The 15,283-nt window shown below is 65.7% G+C and carries 21 protein-coding genes; 8 read left to right on the top strand and 13 right to left on the bottom strand.

The features are described from left to right. Nucleotides 1-155: 155 nt before the first annotated feature. The gene (locus tag JQ586_RS11670) at nt 156-854 is read left to right on the top strand and encodes an ABC transporter permease (protein WP_212394697.1); all 699 of its coding nucleotides are present in this window, start codon (nt 156-158) and stop codon (nt 852-854) included. On the opposite strand, the gene JQ586_RS11675 is transcribed toward JQ586_RS11670, so the two are convergent. Next, complete coding sequence (locus tag JQ586_RS11675) at nt 828-1,637, bottom strand: extracellular solute-binding protein (protein WP_212394698.1); 810 nt, start codon at nt 1,635-1,637, stop codon at nt 828-830. The two genes, JQ586_RS11670 and JQ586_RS11675, sit on opposite strands and share 27 nt — an antisense overlap. 246 nt (nt 1,638-1,883) lie before the next feature. Here JQ586_RS11675 and JQ586_RS11680 point away from each other — a divergent pair, with 246 nt between their 5' ends. Further along, the gene (locus JQ586_RS11680) at nt 1,884-2,366 is read left to right on the top strand and encodes an ArsI/CadI family heavy metal resistance metalloenzyme (protein WP_212394699.1); all 483 of its coding nucleotides are present in this window, start codon (nt 1,884-1,886) and stop codon (nt 2,364-2,366) included. A 19-nt stretch (nt 2,367-2,385) separates the two neighbouring features. On the opposite strand, the gene JQ586_RS11685 is transcribed toward JQ586_RS11680, so the two are convergent. The 3 genes from JQ586_RS11685 to JQ586_RS11695 form a co-directional block, all read right to left on the bottom strand. Beyond that, the gene (locus JQ586_RS11685; protein ID WP_212394700.1) at nt 2,386-3,144 is read right to left on the bottom strand and encodes a Crp/Fnr family transcriptional regulator; all 759 of its coding nucleotides are present in this window, start codon (nt 3,142-3,144) and stop codon (nt 2,386-2,388) included. A gap of 189 nt (nt 3,145-3,333) precedes the next feature. Next, entirely contained in the window at nt 3,334-3,696 is a 363-nt protein-coding gene (locus JQ586_RS11690; RefSeq protein WP_212394701.1) for a PRC-barrel domain-containing protein, read from the bottom strand. A 102-nt stretch (nt 3,697-3,798) separates the two neighbouring features. Further along, nucleotides 3,799-4,005, bottom strand: a complete 207-nt coding sequence (locus JQ586_RS11695) for a hypothetical protein (protein WP_212394702.1) — start codon at nt 4,003-4,005, stop codon at nt 3,799-3,801. Between the two features lie 223 nt (nt 4,006-4,228). Between JQ586_RS11695 and JQ586_RS11700 the strand changes: the two genes are divergently transcribed. From JQ586_RS11700 to JQ586_RS11710, 3 genes are read left to right on the top strand one after another with little or no spacing between them, the layout of a single operon-like run. Further along, complete coding sequence (locus JQ586_RS11700) at nt 4,229-4,474, top strand: hypothetical protein (protein ID WP_212394703.1); 246 nt, start codon at nt 4,229-4,231, stop codon at nt 4,472-4,474. Next, nucleotides 4,455-4,673, top strand: coding sequence for a hypothetical protein (locus tag JQ586_RS11705; protein ID WP_212394704.1), 219 nt, complete (start codon nt 4,455-4,457; stop codon nt 4,671-4,673). The genes JQ586_RS11700 and JQ586_RS11705 overlap by 20 nt, the downstream gene beginning before the upstream one ends. Nucleotides 4,674-4,719: 46 nt before the next feature. Beyond that, nucleotides 4,720-4,941, top strand: a complete 222-nt coding sequence (locus JQ586_RS11710; RefSeq protein WP_212394705.1) for a hypothetical protein — start codon at nt 4,720-4,722, stop codon at nt 4,939-4,941. Nucleotides 4,942-5,028: 87 nt separating this feature from the next. On the opposite strand, the gene JQ586_RS11715 is transcribed toward JQ586_RS11710, so the two are convergent. Further along, nucleotides 5,029-5,901: a DUF6537 domain-containing protein gene (locus tag JQ586_RS11715; RefSeq protein ID WP_212394706.1), complete on the bottom strand. Its 873-nt coding sequence runs from the start codon at nt 5,899-5,901 to the stop codon at nt 5,029-5,031. Nucleotides 5,902-5,924: 23 nt separating this feature from the next. Continuing rightward, the gene (locus tag JQ586_RS11720; RefSeq protein WP_212394707.1) at nt 5,925-6,593 is read right to left on the bottom strand and encodes a Crp/Fnr family transcriptional regulator; all 669 of its coding nucleotides are present in this window, start codon (nt 6,591-6,593) and stop codon (nt 5,925-5,927) included. 313 nt (nt 6,594-6,906) lie between these two features. Between JQ586_RS11720 and JQ586_RS11725 the strand changes: the two genes are divergently transcribed. After that, complete coding sequence (locus JQ586_RS11725; protein ID WP_212394708.1) at nt 6,907-8,019, top strand: cyclic nucleotide-gated ion channel; 1,113 nt, start codon at nt 6,907-6,909, stop codon at nt 8,017-8,019. 11 nt (nt 8,020-8,030) lie between these two features. Beyond that, nucleotides 8,031-8,816 carry an enoyl-CoA hydratase/isomerase family protein gene (locus JQ586_RS11730; RefSeq protein WP_212394709.1) on the top strand — a complete coding sequence of 262 codons (786 nt, stop codon included), beginning with the start codon at nt 8,031-8,033 and terminating at the stop codon, nt 8,814-8,816. A gap of 64 nt (nt 8,817-8,880) precedes the next feature. On the opposite strand, the gene JQ586_RS11735 is transcribed toward JQ586_RS11730, so the two are convergent. From JQ586_RS11735 to JQ586_RS11750, 4 genes are all read right to left on the bottom strand, one after another. Beyond that, nucleotides 8,881-9,309 carry a hypothetical protein gene (locus JQ586_RS11735; RefSeq protein ID WP_212394710.1) on the bottom strand — a complete coding sequence of 143 codons (429 nt, stop codon included), beginning with the start codon at nt 9,307-9,309 and terminating at the stop codon, nt 8,881-8,883. A gap of 46 nt (nt 9,310-9,355) precedes the next feature. Then, nucleotides 9,356-9,595, bottom strand: coding sequence for a hypothetical protein (locus JQ586_RS11740; RefSeq protein ID WP_212394711.1), 240 nt, complete (start codon nt 9,593-9,595; stop codon nt 9,356-9,358). 163 nt (nt 9,596-9,758) lie between these two features. Further along, a complete protein-coding gene (locus tag JQ586_RS11745) occupies nt 9,759-10,193 on the bottom strand; it encodes a DUF6157 family protein (RefSeq protein WP_212394712.1) in 435 nt (144 codons plus the stop codon). A 12-nt stretch (nt 10,194-10,205) separates the two neighbouring features. Further along, nucleotides 10,206-10,850 (bottom strand): glutathione S-transferase family protein, encoded by a 645-nt coding sequence (locus JQ586_RS11750; protein ID WP_212394713.1) that lies wholly within the window; start codon nt 10,848-10,850, stop codon nt 10,206-10,208. A gap of 78 nt (nt 10,851-10,928) precedes the next feature. Between JQ586_RS11750 and JQ586_RS11755 the strand changes: the two genes are divergently transcribed. Continuing rightward, nucleotides 10,929-11,930 (top strand): YafY family protein, encoded by a 1,002-nt coding sequence (locus JQ586_RS11755; RefSeq protein WP_212394714.1) that lies wholly within the window; start codon nt 10,929-10,931, stop codon nt 11,928-11,930. A 3-nt stretch (nt 11,931-11,933) separates the two neighbouring features. On the opposite strand, the gene JQ586_RS11760 is transcribed toward JQ586_RS11755, so the two are convergent. The 3 genes from JQ586_RS11760 to JQ586_RS11770 all read right to left on the bottom strand — a co-directional run bounded on the left by JQ586_RS11760 (nt 11,934) and on the right by JQ586_RS11770 (nt 15,255). Continuing rightward, nucleotides 11,934-12,644 (bottom strand): nitroreductase, encoded by a 711-nt coding sequence (locus tag JQ586_RS11760; RefSeq protein WP_212394715.1) that lies wholly within the window; start codon nt 12,642-12,644, stop codon nt 11,934-11,936. A 2-nt stretch (nt 12,645-12,646) separates the two neighbouring features. Further along, complete coding sequence (locus JQ586_RS11765) at nt 12,647-13,891, bottom strand: acyl-CoA dehydrogenase (RefSeq protein WP_212394716.1); 1,245 nt, start codon at nt 13,889-13,891, stop codon at nt 12,647-12,649. 116 nt (nt 13,892-14,007) lie between these two features. Further along, nucleotides 14,008-15,255, bottom strand: coding sequence for an acyl-CoA dehydrogenase (locus JQ586_RS11770; protein WP_212394717.1), 1,248 nt, complete (start codon nt 15,253-15,255; stop codon nt 14,008-14,010). Between the last annotated feature and the right edge of the window lie 28 nt (nt 15,256-15,283).

The following is a 15,283-nucleotide window of genomic DNA, read 5'->3' on the forward strand; positions in this document are numbered from 1 at the left end:
CAGCGCGCCGACCGCACGATGGGTCCGGCGCGGCGCGCGTGGACTTACAAGGCTCTCGATCAGCGGACTTGCCGGCACCAGTTCATGAGACGCATCGCGGGCCTCGACACCACGGACGGGAACGAAGTCTGCGGGACGCTGACGAACGGCGGCGCATGAACGACTTCCTGCGATCCGTCAGCGCCGCCCTTTCGCTCATCGGTGAGGCCGATCCCGAGCTTCTCTCCATCGTCGCGCTCTCGTTGCGCGTCAGCCTGATGGCGAGCATCGTTGCATTGCTGATCGGCGCCCCCATCGGAGCCTGGCTCGCGATCTCACGTTTCCGCGGACGGCAATTGGTCATCGTCCTGACCAACGCGCTGCTCGGCCTCCCGCCGGTCGTGGTCGGTCTTGCGCTCTATATCCTGCTTTCGCGATCGGGACCGCTGGGATCGGCAGGACTGCTGTTCACGCCGACCGCCATGGTGATCGCACAGACGCTGCTCGCCACGCCGATCGTGGTCGCGCTGGTGCACCGTCCGTCCACCCTGCTGTGGGCGGAGTACAGCGACCTCGCGCGTACCGACGGCCTTTCGAGATTGCGCAGCATCGCCCTGTTGTTTGCACTCGGCCGCGCTTCACTGCTGACGGCGTTCCTGGCGGCGTTCGGGCGGGCGATCGCGGAAGTCGGCGCGATCATCGTCGTGGGCGGCAACATCAGGGGGTTCACGCGCACCATGACGACGGCCATCGCGCTCGAAACCAGCAAGGGCGACCTGCCCCTGGCGCTTGGGCTCGGCGTGATCCTGCTCCTGCTCAGCGTGATGGTCTCGACCGTCGCCTTCCTGCTAATGGGACGCGTTGGGGAAAAATAGCTGCTTGCCGCCGATCTTGTAGCCGGCGATCGCTTGTTGTCCCGAAGGCGAGATCAGCCAGTCCACGAACGCCTGTCCGTCCTGCGCCTTCACATTCGGATGCTTGACCGGATTCACCAGCATGACGCCATACTGGTTGAACAGTCGCTTGTCGCCCTCCGTCAGGATCGTCAAATCGCCGCGGTTCTTGAACGACAGCCAGGTGCCACGGTCCGAGAGAACATAGGCGTTCAACGACGACGCCATGTTCAGGGCCGGCCCCATGCCCTGACCGATCTCGCGATACCAGCTGTCCTTCCCGGTCCCGACGTCGATGCCCGCCTGCTTCCAGAGGCGCAGCTCCGCTTCATGCGTGCCGGAGTGATCGCCTCGAGAGATGAACGGAGCCTTTGCCGTCGCGATCTTGCGCAGCGCGTCGACGACGTCCTTGTCGCCAGCGATGTGTGCCGGATCGCTTTTCGGCCCCACGATGACGAAATCATTGTACATGACGTCGAAGCGCTTCACGCCGTGGCCCTCGGCCATGAACTTGTCTTCGGCCGGCCGGTCGTGAACGAACACGACATCGGCATCGCCACGCCGGCCGATGTCGAGCGCCTGACCGGTGCCGACGGCAACGACCTTTACCTTGATGCCCTCGGCCTTTGAGAATTCGGGCAGCAGGTAGCCGAACAGGCCCGACTGCTCGGTGGACGTCGTCGATGCGACGGTGATCGCGCGATCCTGCGCGAAGACTGCCGTGGACCAAATCAGAATCGCTCCGATTGCGGCAATTGCTCTCATCGGTGATCTCCCGTTTCCGCTTCGCTGGTTAGCCTCGGACGAAAAACCGGAGAACCCCGACATTCGGACGCTCGCAGACCGGCCCGGACAACCGTCTTGACGCCGCGACGGACCTTCGATGATCTATCAGGCACAATTCGATCAGTTGACCGCCCGGCTCGCCTTGCCCACCGAAAACTGCTGCCACGGTGTTGCCGGCGCGCCCGCGGCGATCATGCCCAGGCGATCGCCCCGCAAGGACAGACCATGAAGCGCATGCATGTTCACGTCTCCGTTGCAGACCTCTCGCGCTCGGTCGATTTCTACTCGGCCCTGTTCGCAGCCAGGCCGTCGGTCGTGAAGCCGGACTATGCGAAATGGATGCTGGAAGACCCGCGCGTGAATTTCGCGATCTCGACGCGCGGACGGCAACCGGGGCTCGACCATCTCGGCATCCAGGTCGAGAATACGGACGAATTGCACGAGGTCTATGCGCGGCTGCATCGGGCCGGCGGCGAGATAACCGACCAGGGGCAGACCACCTGTTGCTATGCCAGGTCGGAGAAATCCTGGATCGACGATCCTGCCGGGATCGCATGGGAGACCTTCCACACCACGGGCGAAAGCACTGATTATGGCGACGGCACGGGCGAGAACCGCGCCCGGGTCGCGCAAGAAAAGCAGGAAGAGAAGCAAGGCGCATGCTGTGCTGCGCGGTCGGCGGCACCGCGATCAGGCGCCTGCTGCTGACGCTCATCGGCTCGCCACGTCACCCGACGGCGGTGTCCGTGATGCTGGCGGCGTCGAGCTGCCGCCCCTCGTGATCCATGTGCAGGTAGTTCGGGTTGAACAGGCCTGCCTCCATCAGCCGATCGAGATTGGGAACGGCGAGCGTCTTGCCCTTGAGCACGATCAGGCCCGCGGCGCGCAGCTCCTGAAGCGTGCGATTGACGTGGACCTTGGAAAGGCCGGTGGCGTCGGCAAGATCGCCCTGGGTCAGCGGGAAATCGCAGCTGTCGCCCTTGGTCAACCCGCTCAGTCGGAGACGAAGCCAGATCTCGCACAGCAGATGGGCCATCCGCTCCAGCGCCGTGCGCTGGCCGAGGTTCATGGTCCATTCGCGCTGGATCGCGGCGTTGACCAGGGTCTCCCACCAGAACGCCGTGACGATGCGCGGATGACCGGCCGCGACCTGGTCGAAGAACTCTCGGGACAGATCGGCGACCGCGACCTGCGTGATGGTGCCGATCGAATGATCCATCTCGCGCAGGATGAAGACGTTGACGTCGCAGATGTCGCCGGGCAGGAAGAACGCCACCACCTGCCGCCGTCCATCCTCGAGTTGCTTGTAGCGGCAGGCCCAGCCGGACAGGATCAGATGCACGTCCTTCGGCTTCTCGCCCTCGCGCACGATATCGACACGCGGCCCGAAATGCCGCACGCGCTCGGTCGACGCCCGATTGAGAATGGCATGATCAACCGGCGAGAGCCGCACGAATTGCTCTAATTTCCGAACCAGTGATGCCAACGACACAGGTCTCCCCGGTTGTTCATCGGGTAACCGCCGGGCTGATTTCAATTACGCATGTTATCTTGCGCAGGGATCGGCGTATGTTCACTAGTGTACAGACGCCGGAGAACATGGCGTTCGCCTCGTGCCCGGCTGCGGCGCCGCGAGGCGTGCGTCAGTCCCGCCGGAAAGGGATTCCGACACCGTTCAAGCCAACGGCACGCCGTAGTAGTCGTCCACCATGCGCGTGGTGGCGATGTCGGACCAATTCCAGTCCCTGTCATTGCCGTATTTCGGCGCCTCGCGAAGCTGGTCCTCGGTGACGCCAGTGACATAACCGCCGAGGCGGGTATCGTATTTCAGCGACGGCCAGGGCAGCGGATAATGGTCGTTGCCGAGGCCCAGAATTCCGCCGAAGCCGAGCACGGCGTAGGACACGCGTCCGCTCACCTTGTCGATCATCACGCGCTCGATCGACCCGATCTTGCGATCGTCGGCACCATAGACCGCGGTGCCCTCGACCTTGTCGCTGCCGATCAGATTCCCGATCTCGTTGTCGTTGCTTGCCATCTGAGGTTTCCCTTGATCATGGCGCGATCTCCCGGGAGCAACAACCGGACGGGATCATGGTTCCTGCCGCTGCGCTGCGATCGCTGCGCGGCAACAAGGCGTTCAGCCTGTCGGGGGATCGCCGCGATCATCGGGCAGCACGCCCGAACCCGGTGTCTTCTCCTGGTCCGTCAGCCGGGGATCGCGCGTCGCTTCCCTCGCGCCGGATTTTCCGGGAGTGGAGATGTGAGCGGTCCGGGCGCGGTGCTTGTCGGCCGGCGGCTCCTGACCCTTGCCGTCCTTGACGACACCATGATTGGAATGCGCCAATTGCAAGTTCTCCCAAATCGCGGGCCCCGGCGACGACATTCGCCAGGGCCCGCAATCGAGGTGGTCCGCAGCTCTCGGGGCGCGAGCGGCGAACGCATCTGCCTTACGCGTGGCCTCGCAAATCGTTCCTGTCGCTCTTCTTCGATTCATTTTGCGAGGGATGTCACATGTTAGCGACGGCCTCCGGGAACCTGCCTAGCATCGTGCTCCCACCGGAGGCGACATGCCCAAGAAGAAACGCAACAGGTCACGACCCGCAGGCTCTTTCGAGGACCGCCTGCAGAAATTTGCCGATGATGCGCGCAGCGCCGCCCGCAAGATGCCGCCGGGACGCGACCGCGAGGCATTGATGAAGAAAGCCAGACAGACCGAAGCCGTGATGGAGGTCAGCGAGATGCTGACGCGCCGCAGGATAGACGCGCCGTTGGGAGCCGACAGGGAGAGCTGTGATGATCGAGGAGAGGTTTGACTCACGCACGCTCGCCAACATGAACGTCGCGCTCGACCGCGTCTGCGGCTGCACTCCGCACGGCGAGGAACACGCGACACGCAGGCGCGTTGCCCGGTATATCATCAAATGCGCCGGGAGCGGCCGGACCACGCTCGGCGAACTGACCGAGGCCGGGCATCGGGCCCTGGCCAAGGCTACCGCCGCCGCCGCGGGCTAGAGGCTCCAATTCCGCGCTGCTCCCCGCTTCGCAGAGGCAGACACGCATGCGAGTTGCAATCAGCATCTTCCTGCTGGCTCTTCTGGCCGCCGTCGGCGTCTACGCCTATCAAGGCATGATGGTGCCGGATGCACCAGTGCCGACCTATGGCGTCGTCGTCTTCACGATCGGTGCCGCCGTGCTGGCCATTGTCGGCATCGGGTTGATCGCGCTGCTTTTCTACTCCAGCCGCCACGGCTACGACGAGCCGCCGCATATGGAGCGCTAGCTCGCATGGCGGAGCGGATCGCGGTAGTCGAGCAACGAGACCCGTCATCCTGAGGAATGCGTAGCGCGTTCGGGTGCCGCCTCGCGTCTACGTGGTCGCGGCCGGCACGCTTGCACGGATTTCGGCGATCTTGCGCTTCAGCGACGCCTGGCGGGGATCAGGCATGATCGCCGATCGCGCCTCGGCGATTGCCGCAGCGAGATCCGGTAGCGCCAGCGTGCCGTCGAACACCGGTTTCGCCAACCCGTCGATGATCGCGTGCCAGTCCGCCACGCCCTGGCGATAGGGATCGCCGTAGCCGCGAATCATGGTCGCGGTCTCGATCACAGCCATGGTCGCCGCCGGCTGCTTGGTCAGGCAGCGGTCGATCATGTGCAGCCAGCGCTCGACCCAGACGCGCTCCTTGGCATAGCGGATCGAGAACAGCCGCCAACGCTTCAGCCCGGCCTCGATCCGCAGGCGGCGAACGCTGAAGCGGGTGTGGCCGGAAAACCGGATCGACACCCTGCGGCGGCGCCAGCCGAAGCGGTCGAGCACGCTGAGGATGGGATCGGCGACCACCGCCGGCAGGGCGTCAATCAGTTCGTCGAGGCGAAATATCTTGACGTCGTCGGCGGAGCGCACCGCAAGCCCGCCCGCCGTGGCGACCTCGCGGAGCTTGAATTGCGCGATGCGGATCGGATCCTCATAGGCCATCCGCTCGGCCATCAGCTGTGCGATGCCGGCGAGCATGGCCTCATCGACACCGCGCCGGCCGACGAAACGCCTGAACCGGTCGACATAGAGGTTCGCATAGTGGATGCTTTGATAGTCGATCAAGAGGCCAATGGCCTCGCCGATCGCCGGCGCGATCTGCGCCGGGCAGGCCTCCGGCAGCAGCGGCGGCTCGTCGTCCTGGTCGCCGATGATGTCGGCGAAGAGGTAACGGAGCGAAGCCAAAAGACCATCGTCATCGGGCACTGCGGTGCCTCCACCGACCGGGCTCACGCGGGCTTCGGCTCTGCGGCAACAGGTGCGGTGTACTGCGCCAGCCGCTGCTCCAGCGTCGAAATGTTCTGGAACAGCCGCGCGCTGGCCAGGCGCAGGAAGTAGAAGCCGAACGCCGGATTCTGGACGTAGAGCTGCTCGACCTGGTCATAGGTCACCGAGAGCACCACCCCGCTCTCGACGCATTCCAGCGTCTGGGTCCGCGTGTTCGACGGCGACAGCATTCCGAACTCGCCGACGATGGCGCCGATCGGCAGCTCGATGCCCGATTCGACCAGGCGGAAGCGGCCGCTGACGATGTAGAACATGCTGTCGGCCTTCTCGTCCTTGTAGAACAGCACTTCGCCCAGGGTGCATTTGCGCTCCGTCGTGAACGGCCGCAGCCAATCCATCGACAGGTCGCTGTTGACGGATTTCTTCACGTTGCGGACCAGTTGCAGCATCTGGTGCAGTCGATAGGTGTTGACCGGCAGCAGCACGGAATGCAGCACCAGCGTGGCGTAGTTGTGGGTCGGGACGGCGGTCGCGATCAGGATGATGTTGGTCAGGATGGCGAAGACGCGCAGCGGGATCATGGTGCGCATCGACAGCGTGGCGACCACGAAGATCGATGCAAAGAAGCTGCCAGCGGCGCCGGCGTGCTCCGCGAGGTGCGAGGTATCCATCGGAAACCAACCAATTCTCAGGAGTGAACAGCATCGCCGTATTAGTCGCCGCAGTGCGGCCGAGGTCGCAACAGCCGGCTGCATCCCAGATATACGGTGAAAAGGCGACGATTTGTCGGGATTCTCACAGTCTCTGCGCCGGAATCCGTGCAGGATGGCTAAGCTACACGCCCAACGACACGGGACATCCGGCGACTTGAAGCTGTCGGCGCGGGCGCGTTGACGGCCTTGCCCGGGACGGGCAGGCTGCGGTGTCGGCCCCGCGTCCCGAGGGGCTGTTTCAAGCACTTTATCGACAGGCACCCGAGGTCCGATGGCCAAGCCGCTCGTCTTTCCGGTTTTGGCACAATTTGTCTCCGCCACTGCCGGCCGCAACATGACCAGGACGGCCTATGTCGCGGTGACCCTCGGCGTCGCCATGATGACCGTGCTGACAATCGGGCCGGCCTATGACGCGGTCGCGCATTGGGTCGACGCCGTGCTCTGGCTATGCCTCGCCTATTTCGTGTTCGAGTGGCTGGTGCGGCTGCGCCACATGAGACAGCGGGGGCGCTTCTGGTTCTACCAGCTGTCCGGCGCCGGGCTGGTCGACGCTGCCGGCGCGCTGGCGGTGCCGCTCGCTCTGCTCGCGGGCGTCCAGCCCAAGACGGCCTGGCTGCTCGCGATCCTCTGGGTGCTCAAGGTGGTGCCGGGCATTCCCGGGCTGCGCCAGCTTCGGCGCGTGCTGGTGCAGGAGTCCGGGCCGCTGATCAGCGTGCTCGTGATCTTCCTGATGGTGGTGTTCCTGGCCTCGGTCGCGGAATATTTCCTGGAGCATGATGTGCAGCCGCAGACCTTCGGCAGCGTGCCGGCGGCGCTGTGGTGGGCGGTGGTGACGCTCACCACCACGGGCTATGGCGACGTGGTGCCGATCACCCCGCTCGGTCGCATCGTCGCAGCGATGGTGATGATCTCGGGTCTCGGCGTGTTCGGGCTGTGGACCGGTATCCTGGCGACCGGCTTCGCCGCCGAGACCCGGCGCGATAATTTCCTGAAGACCTGGGAGACCGTCAGCAACGTGCCGTTCTTCGCCAATCTCGGCCCCGCTGCGATCGCCGACGTCACCCAGATGCTGCGGACCGTGGACCTGCCGCCGCGCACCACGATCATCCGCAAGGGCACCAGCGGCGACTGCATGTATTTCGTGGCGGCCGGCGAGGTCGCGGTCGACCTGCCCGGCCGCAAGGTCTTGCTCGGCGAGGGCGACTTCTTCGGCGAGATGGCGCTGCTCGGCAACACCATGCGCGGCGCCGACGTCATCACCACCAAGGTGGCGCGGCTCCTGGTGCTTGACCTGGTCGATTTCCGCCTGTTGATGGCACGGCACCCTGAACTCGCCGAGACCATCGACGCCGAGGCCAGGCGACGCCAGCTCGAGAACCAGTAGTGGAGACCACCATGCCAGATGCGGCCGAGACCGCCAGCGGACCCGTGCTCGAGATCTCGGGCGCGCGCGCCACCATCCGCCTCAACCGGCCCAAGCATCTCAACCGGTTGCAGGCCGAGGATCTCGGTGAGCTCGTCAACCTGTTCGACCGGATCGAGGCCGATGCCTCGATCCGCGTGCTGGTGCTGACCGGAACCGGGCGCGCCTTCTCGGCCGGCTATGACCTCAATTCGGTCGCCGAACGCGCGGTGAGCGCGCGCGAGCAGCAGAGCGCGGGCTCGGCGTTCGAGGTGGTGGTCAACCGGCTCGAGGATCTGGCCGTGCCGACGATCTGCCGGCTCAATGGCGGCGTCTATGGCGGCGCGACAGATCTGGCGCTGGCCTGCGACTTCCGCATCGGCGTCGACACCGCGGAGATGTTCATGCCGGCGGCGCGGCTCGGGCTGCACTACTACCGGAGCGGCATCAAGCGCTACGTGACCCGGCTCGGCGTCGACAACGCCAAGATGCTGTTCCTGACGGCCTCGCGGATCACGGCACCCGAGATGCTGCGGATCGGCTACCTCACCGCCATGGTGCCGCTCGATCTGCTTGACGAGGAGGTCGACAAGCTCGCCAACGTCCTCGCCGGCAATGCGCCTGTTGCGATGGCCGGCATGAAGCGCGCCATCAACGAGTTCGCCCGCGGCGAACTCGACGAGGCCGCCGCTGACGCCCGCCACCGCGACAGCATGCGCGGCGAGGAGATCAAGGAAGGCATCAAGGCGTTCGCCGAGAAACGGGCGCCGAAGTTCTAGGGCCCGTACTCACGAATACATTTCAGCAACGGATGGACTCGATGCGCCGGCGCGCACATGCGGCCTAAACATCGTCTGCGATCCGCTTCTCTTCCGCCGTCGCGTTGGGTTTGTCGGTGATCACTTGCGGGCAACGGAGGCAAGCGTTGCGGCCCTCCTGACTGAACCAGCGGCAGGTTGAACGAATCTGGCAGGCCGGCAGGGCGTTGACGACGGGTGCCAAACCTTCGACGATTCTCTGGACGAGCGTGCATGCGTTGGCTTTGAAATGCTTGCAGCCGCTCGTCGCGCAAGGCGCTGCGATACGAAAGACTTCGGTCGGCCTTGCCGGTCCTGACAGTGCCAGAAGCTCCTCGGAGACGGGCAGCGTCTCGGTCAGGTAACCCACGCGGGGTGCCTCTGGAGTGCCGGTGCGCACGCCGTAGACTCGTGCGTCCTTGGCGCCCGCTTGAGCGCTCGGACAATCGAGGGGTCGGGAATCTGGTTTCGACATCAAGACCTCCAATCCACTTCCGATGCCAGGCGGGCGCCTTGGGGGATCACAGCTTGTCGACCGACGGGATGCCGTACGGCTGCTGTGGCGGGGCGACGACGCCGGTCGTGGCGCCACCGATGCCCGTCGTACCGAGGACGCCACGCAGCGGCCCCGCCAGGCTGACAAGGCCGCCAACGACCGTCTCGAGCTGGTCGGGCATCAGGGCAATGGGAGCCTCGAGAGCAGGATCGAACGGCTCCTTGGGCCGCCTGGTCGTTTTGTTGGACAACGAGGATTTTGGCATGGACATCTCCTTGTGACTGAACCGGTCCTTCAGCCGGCGCGGTCATCTTGGATCGGGTTCTCGGGCCGGTCGGTGATTGCGGTCACACAGGGGCCGTCGCGGCGACAGCCTTCCCGGGGCGCGCCAGGCCGGCGCCAGCCGCAATGGGCACGGGCGAGCGGGCTCACGCCCGCTTTGATCGCATCGCGCGCGTCTGCGCGATCCCGGGGTCGGCGGCGAGTGCCTGGTAGTGCCTGCTGTCGACCGCATAGATCGCGATGCGGCCCGCGGCATCGGCGTGAACGCCCCAGCCGAAGCGCTTGCCGAGCGGCGAGGCGCGCATGCAGGCCTGGCCCTTCGAGAAGAACGCCTCGCGCGCGAGCCCGCGCTCTTGCTTCGTCGTCTTCGCATCGAGCGAACGCCCCGCTGCCGACGTCGCGAACACGACGTCGTCGGAGGTGTATTTGTACGGCGCGCCGGCGATCATGGCGTATTGCAGCGTGCCCACCGTCGGATTGCCGCCGCGTGGCTGCGGCTCCTCGCCGCTGCGCGCGGGACAATCGTCCGCAACGCGGATGAACGTGTTGAAGCAGTTGGTGCTGTGCAGCGGCTTTGCCATCGACACTGCCTATCACACTCCCGCGGCAGCGGCATGCGCTGCTGCCATCTCGTCGTCGGCGGCCGATATGCGCTGGAAGGCCGGACGCGCGGCGATGCGCTCGGCGTAGCGAACGAAGACGTCCGTCCGGGGCACCAGGCCGAACATCATGGTCCAGTTCAACGCGATGCCCCAGAGGATGTCGGCCGCGGTGATCTGCCCGCCGAACAGATACTGCCCCCTGGCGAGCTGCGATTCCAGCGCGCCCAGCATGGTGTCGAAATCGGCATAGGGCGATTGCGTGACCGGCGCCGGCTCGCGCTTCATGAACCTGTCGATCAGGGCCGGCTCGAACGAGGAGCCGTAATAGGCGATCCAGCGCAGATAGGGGCCGCGCCTGGCATCGTCGAGCGCAGGCGTCAGGCCGGCCTGCGGGAACAGGTCAGCGAGGTAGATGAAGATCGCGACCTGCTCGGTCACCAGCGCGCCGCGGTGGTGGACCGCCGGCACCTTGCCGAGCGGATTGATGGCAAGATAGGCCGGCTTGCGCTGCTCGCCCGCCTTCATGTTGAGGACCTGCAGGTCGTAGGGCGCGCCGAGTTCCTCCAGCAGCACCCGGGCGCCGGTGGCACGGCTTTGCGGCGCGTAATACAGCGTGATGCGGTCGGTGGTGGTCATGGACAGGTCTCCTTCCGTTCAGGGCGATCCCCTTATGCGCACCTATACCTGACATCCTGTGTCAGGTATGAATCGCCGATGCGCGCGAGCCGGCTGTTTTCGATCCTGACCACCCTGCAGGCGCGGGGGCGTGTCACCGCGCCCGAGCTCGCGGAGACCTGCGAGGTCTCGGTGCGCACGATCTATCGCGACATCGACGCGCTCGCCGCCGCCGGCGTTCCGGTCTATGCCGACCGCGGCGCGGAGGGCGGCTATCGCCTGCTCGACGGCTACCGTGTCAGGCTGAACGGGTTGTCGCAGGGCGAGGCCGAGGCGCTGTTCATGGCGGGGCTGCCCGGGCCGGCCGCCGCACTCGGCCTCGATGCCGCGATGGGGACGGCGCAGACCAAGCTGATGGCGGCGCTGCCGGAGAATCTGCGCCCCAATGCGCGCGGGATGCAGCAGCGCTTCCATCTCGACGCGCCGGGCTGGTTCGGCGAGAGCGAGGAGCCGAAGCATCTGCGCGCCATCGCCGGCGCCGTGCTGCACGATCAGCTGATCGAGATCCGCTACCGGAGCTGGAAGGCCGAGAAGCGCCGCCGCGTGGCCCCGCTCGGCCTCGTGCTGAAGGGCGGCGGCTGGTATCTCGCCGGGCGCGTCGATGGCAGCGTGCGCAGCTACCGCGTCGCGCGCGTGCTCGATTGCGCGGTGCTGGACGAAGCGTTCACGCGGCCTGATGATTTCGACCTTGCCGCCTACTGGCGCGCCTCGATCGCGCGGCTGGAGGCCGAGCTGCACCCGAACCAGGCCACCGTGCTTCTGTCGCCGCTCGGCCAGAAACTGTTCGATGCGCTGGCGCATCCTTATGTGAAGGCGCGGCTGCGGGTTGCGGAGATCACCGGGACAGATGGCTGGCAAGTCGTGACCATGCCGGTCGGAAAGACGCTGTGGCACGCCGCGACCGAGCTGCTGCGGCTCGGCGCCGAGGCCGAGGTGCTGGAGCCTCGCGAGCTGCGCGACAAGATGGCGGAGATGACGGCCGCGATGGCGGCGCGTTATGCGGAGGCACCGCGGCGCCGGGTGACAGCCCGGCGCGCCTGAGCGCTACTCGTCGACGAACGTCACGGTATCCGCCACATCGGCACGTGACGTCCGATAGCCATTCACCTTGTGCGCATGGTCGGCATAGCCGAACGAGATGCCGCAGACGACGCGGCGGTCGTCGGACAGATTGAAGTGCCGGCGGATCAGGCCGGAATAGCGGGCGAGTGCGGCCTGCGGAATGGTTCCGAGCCCGAGCGCCTGTGCCGCCAGCATGAAGTTCGAGACGTAGCCGCCGCAATCGATCGCACCGTAGATGCCGAGTGGCTCGTTGGTGTGGATCACGGCGACATGCGGCGCGCCGAAGAAATTGTAGTTCTGCAGCGCCTGCCTGGAATACCCGGCCTTGTCGCCTCTGGGGATGCCGAGCGTGTTGTAGAGCTGGAAGCCGCTCTCGCGGCGGCGCTCCAGGTAGACGCCGACATATTCGCGCGGCGGCGTGAAGTCATGATCTTCCTTGGCACCGGACGCGGCCTCGGCATAGATCGCCTTGCGGAAGCGCTCCCTGGCCTCCCCGCTTGCGATCAGCACCTGCCAGGGCTGGCTGTTGCACCAGGATGCGGTGCGCTGCGCCACCGTCAGCACATGCTCGATGATGTCGCGCGGCACCTCGCGCGGCAGGAATGCGCGCACCGAGTAGCGTTCGTTGAGCAGTTCCTCGAGCGCGCCGATGCGGTCTTCCGTTGCATAACGCGGCTTGGTCACGGCATCCATGGTCAGCGTCCCTTGGTCGGAATCTTGTTGTAGGGCACGTCCTTGTCGACCCTGATGTCGCCGGGCAGCCCGAGCACGCGCTCGGCGATGATGTTGCGCAGGATCTCGTCGGTGCCGCCGGCGATGCGCATCGAGGGCGAGGACAGCAGCATCTGCTGGAACTGGCCGTGAGCGAGTTCCTCGCTCTCGCCGGTGAGGCTGCCTGCCGCGCCTTCCAGATCCATCGCATAGGCCGCGATATCCTGCAGCATCATGCCGGAGACGAGCTTGCCGATGGAGTTTTCCGGTCCCGGCCGCTCGCCTTTCGACAGCGCCGAGATCGCACGGTAGCTGGTGTATTTCAGCCCGCTCGATTTCACCGCCCAGCTCGCGAGCCTGGAGCGCACGGCGGGATCGTCGATCGCAAGACCGTCCTCCAGCATCAGGCTGGAGCAGAACTCGAACATTTCGGGGACGCCGGTCGCGAGCCGCGCGCCGATCGACATCCGCTCGTTCATCAGCGTCGTCAGCGACACGTTCCAGCCGTCGCCGACGGCCCCCAGCCGCTGGCTGTCCGGAATCACGACGTCGGTGAAATAGACCTCATTGAACTCCTGCATGCCGTTGGCCTGCTTGATCGGCCGCACTTCCACGCCCGGGCTCTTCATGTCCAGGAAGAACATCGTGAGGCCCTTGTGCTTGGGCACGTTCGGGTCGGTGCGCGCGATCAGCAGGCCGTAGTCGGAATAATGCGCGCCCGAGGTCCAGATCTTCTGGCCGTTGACGACCCAATTGTCGCCCTTCTTCTCGGCGCGGGTGCGCAGGCCGGCGACGTCGGATCCGGCGGACGGTTCGGAGAACAGCTGGCACCAGATCTCCTCGCCGGACGCGAGCTTCGGCAGATAGCGGCGCTTGGCGTCCTCGGAGCCCCATGCCATCACGGTCGGGCCGCACATGCCCTCGCCGATCTGGAACGGCTGTGTCAGCTTGCCGTAGACGCCCTCCTCCTGCTGCCAGATCACCTTCTCGATCGGGGTGGCGCCGCGGCCGCCATATTCCTTCGGCCAATGCAGGCAGGCCCAGCCGCCTTCGGCCTTCTTCTTCTGCCAGGCCTTGCCGACCTCGACCATGTCGTGCCTGGCGAGCCTGATGCGGCCGAGCGAGGATTTCGAGAGCTCCTCCTCGAACTCCTTCGGCGCGTTCGCCTCGATCCACTTGCGGACGGTGGCGCGGAATTCGGCTTCCTGCGGCGTGTCATCGAAATTCATGGCGGCTCCTTTTTCTTGTCATTCCGGGGCGATGCGAAGCATCGAACCCGGAATCTGGAGGTTAGATATGCGGCTCGAGGTTCCGGGCGCCGCTTCGCGCCGCCCTGGAACGACGGCTAAGCTCTTCCCTTGGTCGGGATCTTGTTGAAGGGAACGTCCTTGTCGACCCTGATGTCGCCGGGCAGGCCCAGCACGCGCTCGGCGATGATGTTGCGCATGATCTCGTCGGTGCCGCCCTCGACGCGGGTGCCCGGCGCGCGCAGCAGCATCGCCTGGAATTTGCCCGCGACCTCGGCATCATCAGGCCCGTTCAGCGCGCCGGCTGCACCTTGCAGGTCGAGCGCGAAGGCCGCGACGTCCTGGATCATCGAGCCGGCGACCAGCTTGCCGATCGAATTCTCCGGTCCCGGGCGCTCGCCCTTCGACAGCGCAGAGATCGCGCGCATGCTGGTGTATTTCAGCCCACTCGCCTTCACCGCCCAGTTCGCAAGCCTGGAGCGCACCGCGCGGTTCTCGATCGCGGGGCCGTCTTCCAGCATCAGGCTGCTGCAATAGTCGAGCAGCTCGGGGAAGCCGGTCGAGACGCCGGCGCCGATCGACATGCGCTCGTTCATCAGCGTGGTCAGCGACACGTTCCAGCCGTCATTGACATTGCCGAGGCGTTGCGAGTCGGGAATGCGGACGTCGGTGAAATAGACCTCGTTGAAGTCGGAGGCGCCGCTCGCCTGCTTGATCGGCCGCACCTCGACACCCGGGCTCTTCATGTCCAGGAAGAACATCGTGAGGCCCTTGTGCTTCGGCACGGTCGGATCGGTGCGGGTCAGCAGGATGCCGTAATCCGAGTAGTGCGCGCCCGAGGTCCAGATCTTCTGGCCGTTGATCACCCATTCGTCGCCATGCTTCTCGGCGCGGGTGCGCAGGCCCGCGACGTCGGAGCCGCCGGCGGGCTCGGAGAACAGCTGGCACCAGACCTTCTCGCCGGAGGCGAGCGGCGGCAGAAACGTCCGCTTCTGCTCCTCGCCGGCGAACGCCATCATGGTCGGGCCGCACATGCCGTGGCCGATGATGAACATTGCGCTGAGGCGGCCGAACGGCCCCTCCTCCTGCTGCCAGATCACGCGCTCGATCGGCGAAGAGCCGCGACCGCCATATTCCTTTGGCCAGTGCAGGCAGGCCCAGCCGGCATCGGCCTTCTTCTTCTGCCAGGCCTTGGCAACCTCAAGGATGTTGGCGCCCTTGAGCTGGACGCGGCCGAGCGAGGCCTTGCTCAGCTCTTCCTCATATTGCTTCGGTGCATTTGCCGCGATCCAGGCTTTCGCCTCGGCGCGGAACGCGGCCTCCTGCGGGGTGTCGTCGAAATTCATCTTGATCTCTTTCCGTCATTCCGGGGCA

The sequence above is a fragment of the Bradyrhizobium jicamae genome (assembly GCF_018130215.1).
Lineage (GTDB): Bacteria > Pseudomonadota > Alphaproteobacteria > Rhizobiales > Xanthobacteraceae > Bradyrhizobium > Bradyrhizobium jicamae_A.